This window comes from Chryseobacterium sp. T20 (assembly GCF_047345655.1).
Lineage (GTDB): Bacteria > Bacteroidota > Bacteroidia > Flavobacteriales > Weeksellaceae > Chryseobacterium.
Window position 1 is genome coordinate 1 of record NZ_JBLFDU010000016.1, and the last position, 14,021, is coordinate 14,021.

Here is a 14,021-nt window from a genome sequence, read left to right on the forward strand (position 1 = left end):
TTATCAGAAAAACTATTTACAAGTAGGCACTTAATTTTTTAGCATATTTATTTGCAAGTTAACATAGAACGTTTAAAAATATCCTATTTCTTCAGATACGGTTGCTTATTATTTTGTTTTAAACGCAAAGACGCAAAGTTTTCAATATTGATATGTTTTGTAAGGCGCAAGAAAATCAAAGATTTTCAGCAGGTAAGTATATTGGGTCATATCAATTTTATCAGAGATAAAATCCTTGTGCCTTAAACAGCATCCCTATGATAAAATCTTGCGTCTTTGCGATTTCCAACCAAAAATCAGCAAATGGATGCACACAAAAAGCACGTTTCTCACGTGCTCCAGAAAAAGTATTTATTCTTACTGATTAATACAATGGCTTATTATTTTGTTTTAAACGCAGGGTCGCAAAGTTTTCAATATTGATATGTTTTGTAAGGCGCAAGAAAATCAAAGATTTTCAGCAGGTGAAATACTGAGTTATAGCAATTTTATCGGAGATAAAATCCTTGCGTCTTAAAAAGCGTCCTTATGATAAGAGCTTGCGTCTTTGCGATTCCCAATCAAAATATGGTAAACAGATAGCCACAAAAAAAGCACGTTTCTCACGTGCTCCAGAAAAAGTATTTATTCTTACTGATTAATACAATGGCTTATTATTTTGTTTTAAACGCAAAGACGCAAAGTTTTCAATATTGATATGTTTTGTAAGGCGCAAGAAAATCAAAGATTTTCAGCAAGGAAATTAAAGTAAGTCATCAGAAATTTTATCGGAGATAAAATCTTTGCGCCTTAAACAGCGTCCCTATAATAAGAGCTTGAGTCTTTGCGATTCCCAACCAAAATATGGTAAATAGATAACCACAAAAAAAGCACGTTTTTCACGTGCCCTCAAAAAAGTATTTATTCTTACTGATTGTTGTTTGAACTGGATGGAGGAGGTGTTTGAGTGGGTACTGAAGCCTGTCCTGTCACAAAAAACTGCTTCATATCATCATAAATAACATTGGTACCTGGTACATTCTCTTCTGAAAGGTATCTGATGCTTCGATAGAAACTGATGGCGTTATGATAATTATCGTGATCCAGTAATACTTTGGTGTCTGAAAGTTGTTCAGTTAAAGAATCCAGTTGTTGCAGTCTTTGTTCGATCTGCTCTCTTGCAATATAATCTTTATCGAATTCTGCTTTATCCAGAAAATTAGGAACGTACTGGGCATATTGTTCCATATAGATTTTGGCTTTATTCACGAAGAGTTTGTTCTGTTCGGCAATTCTTCCGTATTGCTGTCGCTGATCCGGAGTAAGGTTGATGGTTTTTCCCAACAGTACAGACTGGATGTCCTGAATTGCTTTATCAATAGTTTCTAAATCACTTTTTGAAAAGCTTACACTGATTAAATTGTCTAGTGCCATAATATTGTGTTTTTTGGTTTGTACGATCAAATATAGCAAGTGTCAGGTATAGAAAAACAGGGGATTGTAAGATTTTCAGCGCATGTTCATCAGAAAATGAAAACCAGATAACAGCGTTTGTTTTTTCTGACTTTTTGATGAAAAAAAGAGGGCATAAAAACGGAAATGGTGAAATAGGAGAGGAGGCCCGTTTCACAGTATCAGTAGGAAGAACACAGATTGTAATTAATCTGTTTTTTAAGGAACGTTTTTATAAATATTTTTCTATATTTAAAACTCATAAATGTTGAATTATCATGGAACATAAAATACATCAGGGGCGCAATGTAAAACGATTCAGAGAAATGCTGGGCATCAAGCAGGAGGCATTGGCTCTTGACCTTGGGGACGACTGGAACCAGAAGAAAGTTTCTCTGCTGGAACAGAAAGAAATTATTGAAGATCCTTTACTGAAAAGAATTTCTGAAGTATTGAAAATTCCGGTGGAAGCGTTTCAGAATTTTGATGAGGAGCAGGCGGTAAATATTATTGCTAATACTTTTCATGACAGTGCTGTTGCCAATACATTTAAAGATGAATCTCAAGTTAATTTTAACTGTTCTTTCAATCCGTTAGATAAAATGGTTGAATTATACGAAAGAATGCTTAAACAGCAAGAGGAAATGATTAATAAGTTGGAGAAGTTAATACAAGATAAATAGTAAATCCTGAGATCACTCTCAGGATTTTTCTCTTAATGCTTTTCCAAACCTGTTAGCCAAGTTTTTAGTTCATCTATAATCTGTGCATCTCTAGCAGGTATCTGATTAATTAATAAAGAATTAAGTTTCTCCACATATATATTTGTTGTCAGCCATCCAGTTTTACGATTAAAATTCTGTTCCAAATATTTTCTGCCTGCACCACGAGTTCTGCAAGCATTGATAACAATATCAATATCATCATCATTTTCCTCTAATAATTTCTCAATTTTTTTAACTTGAGCTAAATCGTCACCAGCACTTAGAAATCCAATACGAAGTTTATTAATTTGAAGAGTCCCTAGGATTTCGTCTTTAGTAATATCTACATTATGTGGATTTGTTATGGGATAATTATCAATTACCCATTGAGCAATTTGTTTAACTTTTGTTGTTTTACCTGTATTCGAAACACCACGCAATGTGAACATTTTTTTCATATCATTAATGTGTTTTATTATTTATCAATTCTTCAAGTTCGCATACTTTATCATATTCTTTATTGTGAATTTTTCTGCTGGTATAATCAATCTGTACAGTTTCAAGAAATTCCCTGAAATCACTATTCATTGCTAATTTATTTATCGTCTCAAAATCTAAATCCTTTTTATGCTTTGCGGGAATTACCAATTCAGAAGAATGAGGATCTTCAATATCCAATTCTATAACACCTATTCCAAATGATAGCGAGAGTCGTTCAAGTTCATTCATAAAATCCTCGTCTTCAGATATTCTTGCAGCAACAAGATATGATTCGTTTGCCCAAGAAGAATTAGATACACATTGAAAAAAACTTTCTCGTAAGTTTGCAAAACTCAATTCTCTTTTGATTTCAAAAGAATATAAAACAATTGATCTTATCCCTATTGCATTGCTAAAATTACCAACTTCCTTTTTCCAGTCCTGAGTTTTGTAATAGCACCCTACCATATCGGGATGCACCCATTCACCAAACTCTTTTTTACTGGAAATATTATGATTTATCGTTTTAGTATAACATTGCATATAATAATATGCATGGAATGTCAGGTGCTTATGAAGATCTTTTTCCAAAAAATCAAATTTCTTCTTTTTTACTATTGGCTCATCTGGAATCGTATTTTCATAAAGGTCAACTTTACCTGCCATGTTTTTAAGATAAAACCTTTTGGGCCTTGAATCTGTTTTCAAAAATATTGACTTCGGATTGTCTTTTACATTCACATAAATTAATGCTCCTAAAGTAGCCCAAGGAGTTTTTCCCTGAGAATTAAGCTGTTTATCATATCCTTTTTTTATTGCTATATTCCAAATTTCATTTGATGTTAAAGGTTTATTTTCTTCCTTTATTACTAATTCTGCTAATTCTAGAAAAGTCATTTTTGGTATTAGTTTTTATTCTTAAATATTTTCTTACCTATTTTTTTTAAAATTTTCTGCCTGTTCCAGTACATTTTTGTAAACATCATCTTGTGTAATCGGTGGATACCCATATTCATGAAGTTTCACAATAATATCCATTTTTAGTTTTGCTTTGATGTCTTCTCTATCGTTCCAATCAGGATATTCTATTGTGTTATCTACGATCTTCTTTATTTCCTGGGCTAGTTCTAACATTTTTATTAGGATTGTTTCTGTTAAAAATCAGACCATCTGTCAAGAGTTTTTCTATGTATTTATTGCTGTCATACAGAGTGGTAGGCCAATTCATTGATTAGCGTTTCTAGCTCTATTGCTTCTAGACCAAGATAATGTGACAGCAGAAAATCACTCATATCTTCCCAAATCAAAACCTCTTGATACGATGCCAGAACTACATTTTTACCATTCACCTACTCATAACCAAAAGGTCAATGAATGATTTTTATAATTGGAATTCAGTGTATTTCATGTCAGGAAAATTTTATTTTGTCACTTTTTTTATAACCTTCTAACTCTTTATAAAAGTCACTCTTAAATTTGTGTAAAGGCATATTCTGTAAATTTTCTTCTGTAAAGGGTGTTTCGGAAATAAAATATTCTAAATCAGCTGATATTCCTTTTTCTAATAATTTTTGAATATGCGCTTTGTAAGAGGAAGAATTGAATTTTTTATATCTTTCTAACAGATTTTCAATTGGTGATTTGTATTCTTTATATAACGATGTCAACTCTAATCTTTTTTCTAATGTAGAATTAATCTTTTCAATTTTCAAATCAGTCAAATTTTTAAAATTAACTTGTCCTTTATTGATTTCTAAAACATCTTCAAATTTAAAAATTGGAATTATATTGGAATCAAATGGATTAAAATTAAATTTTGAAAGATCAGCATTTAATTTTCTTTGATTACAATGTCCACAGACAGGCACTAAATTATTAATACTCAAACTAACTAAAGCATTTAAACTTTTAGGATAAATATGATCTAGGTTCCCTTTAACATAAATTTTTTGCTGGTCAATGCCATAAGAGGTAGTATACTGAGCTAGGCAATAGACACAATTTTGAAGATCTATTTTATGTAAAACTCTTTTTAATATTTGAGTTCTATTCTCTAAATGATAGCCAAAGATAAACTCTAATATATCATTAAGAGTACATTTTTTATACTTTCTCCTTGTCTTCAAATATGTAGCTAATTGTTTGAAATTATTATTAAACGGCTTTAAGTTAGTGATACTGATAGCTGTATCTATTTGTTTAAGTTGTTCGACCTGTTTTCTGGATGATTTTATAAAAGAAAAATCACTTTTAAGATCAATTACCTGTTCCAACTCATTGAAAAAAGATGAAATATATTTTATTTTTGAAATTTTTTGTAAGTCAGATTTTATCTGATTGTCTATATCTTGGATTTCATTATTTAGCTCTACATCTAAAGTCCCTAAACTATATTCTTTGATTTGTAGCATCTTTCCGTTTATTTAAAATTTCTTGTAATCTCGTAATTTCTTTATTTAATGAATCATTAGAAACTTTATGTTCAATTTTCTTTTTAATCACACTTTTTAGAAATGGATCACCAATTAAATTTACGACATCCAAGTCTTGTTGTTCAATATTATCTTTATTTAAAATATTTGTTATTTTACTAGATACATATGCACCTATTGCTCCATTTTCTAAAAAAAATTCATCTTTTAATAAATCATAGATATTAGCCGCAAAAGAATTGATACCATCATTAGGTTCAGGCTTACCATCTTTCATTTTTAAAATGTTTTGAGATGGAATATCTGATAGAATAAAAGGGGAATGGGTTACCATCAATATATTGTAATAAATATTATTTTGATTCGTTATAGCTTGAATCTTGTTTAAAACATTTATAAGGTTATTAATATAAACTCTTTGGTATTCAGGATGCAAGTACAACTCTAATTCATCAAAAACTAAATTGATATTTTTATACTTTATCAAATCAGAACCATTTTTTACAGAAAGTAGATTGTAATTATGATATACTATTGTTAGAATAGAATTTATCAAATGTTGTTCACCAGAACTTAATGAGTTATATGGATAAGGCTTAAGTTCTTCATCAGCTATTAATTTACCTCTTTTATCTTCATCTTTCTCTTTGGTCTTAACCACCTCTATAAAATGATTAAATACTGCCAATGGAATATCCTCAATCTTTTTACGATCTTTAAAATACTCTCTTTCTATATTGACATTGATGTTACAATCATTCCCATCATTATTAACAATAGAACTATTTTCGATATCTAAACTTTTGAAAATATCTAAATTAAAATAATTTATAGCTTGTTTTAATTTAAAAGTTATGTGACTTGTATCAAGGTCTAATTCTTTAATATAACCTTGACAGAGATATTGTCTAAATTCTTTTCCGTTAAATAATTCTTGAATTATTTTTTTAGTAGGCTCAATATTATTTAGAATATTATTATCGTATTTAAGTTTTAATAAATGCTTATCAATATTATTGGGTTCAGAATGAATTACTCTGTAATAACTCATAAACAATTCTTTAATAAAAAATAAATCATCTTCAGTTAATTCACTATTTTCCTCAGCAATTAGATCTAAATTCAACATTAATATTTCATACACAATTTCTTTATTATTAATATCAGAAATGGAACTGCTAACATTATCCTGTATAACTAAACTTGAATCATGAAAATGAAAATTAAATGGTAATGTATTTAAAAATAAAAAGTGATATTTTCTGTATTTTTTGTAGGTTTTGGATATTTTATATAACTTTTTAAAAATATACAAATAGGTAAATGTTTTGTAAATATCATAGTTTACTAAATCTTTATTATAAAATACTCTGCAACACTTTCCTTTCTTTTCATAAGAATCATCTTGTAAAAACTCGCGCATTGAGTCTAGAGTTATCAAATGATTGGCAGAAAGATTTTTAAACAATAAAATATCATAATCTACTTTACTAATATTTGATTCCAAAAATTGCAGCAACATTATATAGGTTGACATATTGTTTTCAATTTGTAGAATTTTATTGACATTAATTTCAAAATGAATATTATGAATATATATATCTTCAATAATTTCTTTGAAACCCAATACATAAGTATAAAAAACGGCTCTGGATTGCATTAGTAAATATTCCTTATTGATATCATAATTTCCATATTCTTTAAAGGGATTGATTACAACAGGTAATTGATAAGCATCATTTTTGTAGAAGATTAAATCAATCCATGGAATAAAGTTGGAATTTAAACCATATATTGAATAGTTTAGAACATTTGAATAAAATTTAAAGTCTATACGTTTGTTTAAAGCTTTTGTAAAAATAGAATTATCTTCCGTATAAACTATTTCATTTTTTTTTCTATATATTTTTGATTTTGTTGATTTTGTACTAATTGTTAATACTTGAATTGCGTCCTTTTTAAGAAGTATCATTTCTGCATTAAAATCATTTTCTAATAATTTTTCATTTTCTATGTGTTTTTTGTTATATAGAAGAATAGCGTAGTAAAATAACTCCATCAAGGTGCTTTTTCCACTTCCATTTTGACCAACAATTGCAGAAATATTTATGTTTTTACCATATAAGTACGTTGGTACTATGGGTGTATGCTCTATAGTCTCTATTTCATGGTATTCTTTGGAATCTAATATTTCTTTTCCCTCCTTATTTATATATTTATATTCACTATAAAAAGAATAAATACAATTTTCTTGCAGACTCTTTAATAATTCTGGTGAAGTGCCTTTCAAGGGACGAATAGCTAATAATTTAAATTCATTAAAGTTTTCTAAATTACTCATAGTTTTAGTTTTTCATATTTAAACTCACTCTCTCTACAACAGCCAACCGAAGCAACAATTGAAGTTGAGTAATTTTATTCATTTACAATTATTTTCAAATCAATATCTGCTACTTCTTTTAAATAATTTGCGGTTACACCGAGCAAAGTCATTATTGATTCTGAAGTATTTTGTTTTGACAAACTTGGCTGAACAATAAATATCTCAAAGTTCATTGGCTTTTTATTTTTTGCAATAGCTAGAAATCTTTCTAAATCAGCTTTAGTTCCTTTTTCAATTCGACTTCGTTCATGTCCATTTCTAACTTTAGCTTCCCTTCTTAATAAATGTTGAAAAAATTCAAAACCACTCTTATGTTTCCAATGAATTGATTTTTGAGCCTGACCACATACTTCGTAAAAATTATCTACTCTAGTATTAACTAAACCATCTTTTGCAAATTTCAAATGGTAAAACTGTACGTTAATTTCATTTTCATATTCTTTTATAGTAATGATATCTGCAATTTCACCCGAGTAGTCATCGTCATAAACAATATCAAAATCTCCAGCTATAAGATCTTGTATAACTTTATATTGAATCGAGTCTGTTTTTAATGGATGAATCCCCTGCGCCTCTTTGCCTAAATCTACACCATCCCAATTCCAATCAATTAACCTTTCTGTTGGATATGGTTGAATAAGTTGTTTTAATTGAATATATTCATTTCCTTGAAGCGCTGATCCATCTGCGAACCATATAATTGGCGGAAATAGATTGAAGTATTCAAGAAGTGTAAAAGTTTTTGACGCAATTTTTACTTCGCTTTGAGCAGTATCTAACTTAATAATTCTAAAGTTTGGATAATTGCTACCATCATTATTAGTATCTATAAATAATTCTTTTCTAAATTTTGCAGAACCATTGGGTGAAACAACTTGAAAATCAATAATTCCTTGATCGTTTTGATTAATTATCTCAATGGTACAATACGCAGAATTAAAAATACCATTAATAGTTATTTCTATTTTTGATTCAGGAAAATTATAAAAATTATCATCCCAATCAATATAAGTGGAATATAAATGAGGAATTTCAGTAATAACCTCAGGAATTAAAGTTTCACGTAAAACTTGATTTGGATTAATGCTTTCATCAATTAGTTTTTTTCCTAAATTATTACACCAGTTAATAAAAGCTTTAAGGTCTCCTTTCATATAGCTCCAAATTCTCCCTTTGTATGAACAACCAAGAGTAATCTTGTTACCATCTTCAAAGCCTGAACCAAATACAAATGCTTTCTCACCCCTTTGCTGTTCGGCTAAAGAAAGAGCATCTTGAATATCTGTTCCTACACGCATTGTAAACCTTATTTTCCTATTTAAAAACTCTTTCAATCCTACATTTTGTAGTGATACACGATTTACATCATAGAAGCTTCGGTAAACCAATAATTTATGAATTAATTCAGACCTATCGCCTAAAACAGCTTTTGCAAGTTCAGGATATAAACTAGATTTGTCGGAACTATGAATGAAAAGAAGACTGTTTTCTTCATTGTAGTATAATATTGTAAGTCTCCAATCTAAACCAAAAACTTCTTTATAATTTACCCACTCAACTTCAGATTTTGAGGCAGTAATAATCACTACCGTCTTTTCAGTTGGGTTATAATCATCAAATTTATATTCCAATTCATCATAGCCATTAACCCCTTTTTTAAAATTTAATAAATCAAAAGAACTATCTGGATTTAAATTTTTGTAAACAACAGTACTTAGAGCAAACTTAATATTTTGAAAAGGAATTTTAGAATTATCCAAATGTTGAAAACCGTTTATAAATTCATCAAAATTTATTTGTTCATCAATCTGATCAGAACTTAGTCTTGATAATAAAGTATTCCAATCCGAATCTTGAGCGTATAGATCACTCAATTCGCTTTCTGTTTCAGAATCTGCCAAATTTGCGATGAAAGTTGCATTGCCTAATTCATTATCAATTGAAGTCCTTGTAAATCTTCCAGCAAATTGTAAAGTAATTGGTAAACTTTTTCTAATATCATGAAACGCTGCAATTTTTAGTTGTGGTAAATCAAAGCCTTCTCCTAACATATTTACAGCAACTATAATCCTATGATTACCCTTTATTATATTTTGTAAAATTTCTTTTTTACCTGATACTGATGAATGGATCAATACAGGTTTTAAATCTTCATATTCTTCGTAATACTTAAAAACTTCCTCAGCTTTTACTGTATTTACACATCTAGCCATTAAAATATGATTAAATCCATTAGCTAGATCTTCTCTAAGTTTTTCAACCGCTTTTTGTGCAATTAATTTGTGACCTTTATTTACATCATATTCTCTTATTGGTAAAAAATTGATTGGCTTGAAATAACCTTGTTCCTGAGCTTTTTTCAAGCTAAAATTAAAAATTACTTTTCCTTCTATCCGTTTTTGGTCATTACGGAAAGGGGTTGCGGTAAACTGTAAAATTTTCTTATTATCAAAAGCTTTTCTAACACGCTTCCATGAATTTGCCTCAACATGATGTGCTTCATCAATTAAGACGTTTGAGACATTAGTATTTAGAATAGCTAATATGCTGGGATGAAAATTTGACAAAATATTCATTGTTGTTACAATAACATTTGACTTTTCGATAAATTCAAGTAAATCTTCGTTTTTTTGGAAACTTTGATATATAATCCCAACCTTAGGGTTAATAACACTGGGATTAATAATTCCAAATTGTTTTAATAAACCTAATTTTAAGAACTTATTTGATATCTGAGTTCTTAATGCATCTGAGGGAACAGTTATAATTATTTTATTTAACTTACCCGCTATTAAAGTAGACAACATTGTTTCAGTTTTTCCTGTACCAGTTGGCATTACAATAGTCCCAATTTCATCAGACACTTTTAAATGACTTAAAATCGAATACAATGCTGCTATTTGAGGTTCTCGTAAACCATTTATACTAGCATCTAAATCTTCCTCTAAAAAATTAAAATTCCTTGTCCATGAGTTTAAAATTTCTGTATTAGAGTATTCTCTTTTCATAGGATGCTTTAACCATCTCTTCAAAACAATTTCTCCTTCAACCTCTAAAGTTTGCTCTGTAGGTTTTTTATTTGAAAGAATTATCAATTCAAAATTAGGCGATTCAAAATCTTTATTAGATGTAATGCAAATTGGAGCTCCATCAACTAAAACAACAACATAGCCTCTGTAGCTATTTTGAAAGAAATAATCTACATAAGCTTTCTCTAAGATGATTTGCTCAACAGTATTTTTTACACCTACTTTATTGAAGTAAGATAATCGTAATTCAGGAAGTGAAATTTTAGTCATATTTGGTTTTCTATCGTTATTAGTTTTTATTTTAAGCACTCACTTTTTCCCCAACCGACAATTGTGCAATAACAAACTTTTTAGTTTGTGAGCTTTTGGTTTTCTTGTATTTTATTTAATAACAACTCATATAGACGAGAAACATTTTTATTGAAATTACATTTAATAGTTTCTGGAAAATCTATTACAAATCGTTGTTTAAAATCTCTAGTAACCAAAGCGCTAAAGTAGCTCCAACAGCTTCACTTTTAACTTGTCAATTATGTTTTAGTACTAATTGATGAGTAAAAAAAGGAAATTTATCCTTAATAGCATAAAAACTTTGATTCATAGCTATATTACACGATAATAATCCAATTGCTCCAACTGTACCCCTCGCGTAAAAATAATGATATTAAAATGCAAAGAAAAATAAAACAAGAGAAAAAAAATTACGGTAAACCATAAGTTACTGTGTTTATAGATAGAAATAGAGGATTGAATGGCTAATCTTCAAATATTATTTTTTAACCCCCAAACTTCTTCACCCTAATCACCTTCTCCCTTACCTTAATCACAAAAGGCTCAAGTTGTACTATTTTCCCGGCCTCCACTTTGAAAGTATCAGTAGAGCGTTCGCAATAGGTGTTGGAAGGCAATGAGTTTTTATTCAGTTCAATCCTGTAATTTCCGGAGGGTAGGAAAGAGGCAAATTCACCGTTGTCATCGGTGATGATATGATGTACTAACTGTTCGTTGCGGTAAATATTGAAAAGAATACCTCCGACTTTGGGCGTGAAATCTACTGCTGTTTTGGTGTCAAAATCATAGGTTATTTTTCCCTGGGTCGTTCCGTTTTGATGAAGAGGGATCTCAAAAGAGTAGTGGTGCTTGTCTACGGTAAATTCGGTTTCATCGTAATACCAGCCTTGCTGGATCACCTGTTTCAGGGCATACTTTCCGTAAGGGATAGAGCGGTAGCTGATAGAACCTGACGGGTCGGTTTTAAATGAAATATTGTTGAGCATAATGAGATAGCCTGCCGCTTCTTTGTCGCCTTCATCATAGATACTATTTTCGTTCAGATCATAATAGACAAATGCTTTGATATCACCTTTTTTACCAGGATCAAGAGTGCTGTTTCTAAGGTTGACGGTAACACCTGCTTCGATGGTCAATAGATTATTGGTGAAGCTTCCGGCAGTATAACTGAAGTAGGATGAGTTCAGATATAAAGCGTACTTTTCCCTTGAATACTTCAGGTTCATAAAGCCGGAAGGCGATTTTCCGTACAGAACATCATCCGTATAAGACACCCCTGAGGTAACATTCAGCTGACGGTTGAAGAAGTTTTTATTCACAAAAGCAGAAAGGGAAAGCTTTTCGTAGGGAGTGCTCTGGTTCATCATTTTTGAAAAAGCATATTCGGAAAGGAAATAGCTTCCATGCTGATAGATCCCGTTCACGGTAAGCCATTTGTAGCTGTAAGTTCCGCTTACTTTCATCTGAAACTGCTGTTTGTCGTTGTCCGGATATTGTGCCAATCCTGTTTCCATGCTCAGGATGGAGGAGTGTTGCTTATCAGGACTCAGCCAGGTAAGGTATTCCGTAAAACGCTGTGCTCTCAGCTGTTTCGTGTTCTCATAAGGCTGGGCATTGAAAAAATTATTATAAGAATTGGAGTTTTCTTCCTGGTACTGATAGCCAAGTCCCATCCCGAAATTCCCTTTTTTAGGGAAGTTGATTCCTGTATCCAGTCTTAGATTGCTCGAATTCAGGGTGTTGTCGTAAAAGTAGAACTTAGGCGAAAAATGAGAAGCCACAATGTTGGCATACACATAATGGTCTTTGAAAATCATGGTAGAGAAATTCTGCTGAATCTGTAAAATTCCTCTTCTGTTTCCGGGATAATAATCTGTGCTGTAGAAATAATTTCCGTTCAGATTCACCTTTTTGATCATTCCGGAATATTGGGATTCCAAAGCTAAAGAAGGCTTGGAGGGCTGGTTGTTTTCGTAGAAACTTAGTCCGCCATACACCTTGGTGTTGGTTCTCCAGTCTTTGCCGAAAGCATACTGAAGATCTGTTCCGGCTACATGATGCCTGGCTTTTTCGTAAGGATCATCCCTGAAAATATACGTTCCGGAGATATTGCGGGAAGCGTTTTGAGCCCCAAGGGTTCCCCGTGTATAAAATCCATAACCATATTTCAGAAAAGAATTTCTTTCGATCAGGCTGTAGGTCTGGTCTACAAAACCTGCTTCAATTTTCTTGTTCTTATCCGGAGACGTGTAGGCATATTCCAGCCCTCTTCCGAACATAGATAGTTCCAGTAGTTTATTGATGTTTCCGATGGTGAATTCACTGTTTTCCCTGTGATAGGTCAGATAGGTATTGTTGACAATAGGATCGTTCTGATTCGTCATGGTATAGATATTCCCCCGGATGAAAATATATCCTGAAGGAAGGTTGAAACCTCCCGAACCTACCAATTGATACATGTCCAGGTTTTCCCCGGCATGTCTGTAACTTGCCGTGATGGTGTTTTTGGTAAAATTGGAAAATGCAGTGGATTCCATATCCTCATAACGTTGTACTGAAGAAACATTCTGGATGGAAACACTGGTATTGCCAAATATTTCTCTGTCCGGCTCTCTGAAACCTGCAATATTGACGGAAATCTGAGTGCTGCGGGATCTGATTCTGGAAGGCAGAAAACGGAACACAAAGACTGAATCTTTCTGCACACCAATACTTCCTGTTTTCTCTATAAAAGCATTTCCCTGCTCGGCTTCCGGAATTTTAAATACAACGGTTACATTCTGCTTTCTGTTCCCAAGATTGGAAACTCTTGCCCTTACTTCTACTGAATCGATGGCCTTATTCACATAGATCAGTGGGTTTTCTGCTGTGATGCGCATGGCATTATTTTCAGTGACGGTGTAAGGTATTTCTTTTTCCGCCATTGTTTTATTCTGCTGGTCCGAAAGACGGAAACCCAGACGGGATTCTCCTGAAACGGCATTATTGCTGACCACAATCTTTACCGGTAGGAAAAGATGTTCCCCGGATTTCATTTCGACCTGAAGACTATTTCCTGAAATATTTCTGAAACCTTGAGGAATAGTAATATTTACTTTTCCTTTGAAATCATTGGTGCTTTGATTGTCAAGGACGATGATCAGATCCAGGATCCCTGTTTTATCTGTTCTGGATTCATTACGGATATCAAGACTTATCCCGGAACTGCTTTGTGCCGGAATCCATATCTGAAACGAAATCAAAAAAATGAAAAAGATTTTTTTGAACAGGT

At 31.5% G+C, this 14,021-nt stretch carries 9 protein-coding genes; 1 reads left to right on the forward strand and 8 read right to left on the reverse strand.

Annotation, left to right across the window (positions count from 1 at the left end; translation table 11 throughout):
• Window positions 1-906: 906 nt before the first annotated feature.
• Window positions 907-1,413, reverse strand: a complete 507-nt coding sequence (locus ACMA47_RS23185; RefSeq protein ID WP_413931679.1) for a hypothetical protein — start codon at window positions 1,411-1,413, stop codon at window positions 907-909.
• A 296-nt stretch (window positions 1,414-1,709) separates the two neighbouring features.
• Between ACMA47_RS23185 and ACMA47_RS23190 the strand changes: the two genes are divergently transcribed.
• Entirely contained in the window at window positions 1,710-2,114 is a 405-nt protein-coding gene (locus tag ACMA47_RS23190; protein ID WP_413931680.1) for a helix-turn-helix domain-containing protein, read from the forward strand.
• A 32-nt stretch (window positions 2,115-2,146) separates the two neighbouring features.
• On the opposite strand, the gene ACMA47_RS23195 is transcribed toward ACMA47_RS23190, so the two are convergent.
• The 7 genes from ACMA47_RS23195 to ACMA47_RS23225 form a co-directional block, all read right to left on the reverse strand.
• Window positions 2,147-2,593, reverse strand: a complete 447-nt coding sequence (locus tag ACMA47_RS23195; protein WP_413931681.1) for a hypothetical protein — start codon at window positions 2,591-2,593, stop codon at window positions 2,147-2,149.
• A 4-nt stretch (window positions 2,594-2,597) separates the two neighbouring features.
• The gene (locus tag ACMA47_RS23200) at window positions 2,598-3,512 is read right to left on the reverse strand and encodes a COG2958 family protein (RefSeq protein WP_413931682.1); all 915 of its coding nucleotides are present in this window, start codon (window positions 3,510-3,512) and stop codon (window positions 2,598-2,600) included.
• Between the two features lie 33 nt (window positions 3,513-3,545).
• Window positions 3,546-3,749: a type I restriction enzyme endonuclease domain-containing protein gene (locus ACMA47_RS23205; RefSeq protein WP_413931683.1), complete on the reverse strand. Its 204-nt coding sequence runs from the start codon at window positions 3,747-3,749 to the stop codon at window positions 3,546-3,548.
• 275 nt (window positions 3,750-4,024) lie between these two features.
• The gene (locus ACMA47_RS23210; protein ID WP_413931684.1) at window positions 4,025-5,026 is read right to left on the reverse strand and encodes an HNH endonuclease; all 1,002 of its coding nucleotides are present in this window, start codon (window positions 5,024-5,026) and stop codon (window positions 4,025-4,027) included.
• A complete protein-coding gene (locus ACMA47_RS23215; RefSeq protein WP_413931685.1) occupies window positions 5,004-7,388 on the reverse strand; it encodes a hypothetical protein in 2,385 nt (794 codons plus the stop codon). The genes ACMA47_RS23210 and ACMA47_RS23215 overlap by 23 nt, the downstream gene beginning before the upstream one ends.
• Before the next feature lie 74 nt (window positions 7,389-7,462).
• Entirely contained in the window at window positions 7,463-10,729 is a 3,267-nt protein-coding gene (locus tag ACMA47_RS23220) for a DEAD/DEAH box helicase (RefSeq protein ID WP_413931686.1), read from the reverse strand.
• Window positions 10,730-11,235: 506 nt separating this feature from the next.
• A complete protein-coding gene (locus ACMA47_RS23225) occupies window positions 11,236-13,992 on the reverse strand; it encodes a hypothetical protein (protein ID WP_413931687.1) in 2,757 nt (918 codons plus the stop codon).
• Window positions 13,993-14,021: the final 29 nt, after the last annotated feature.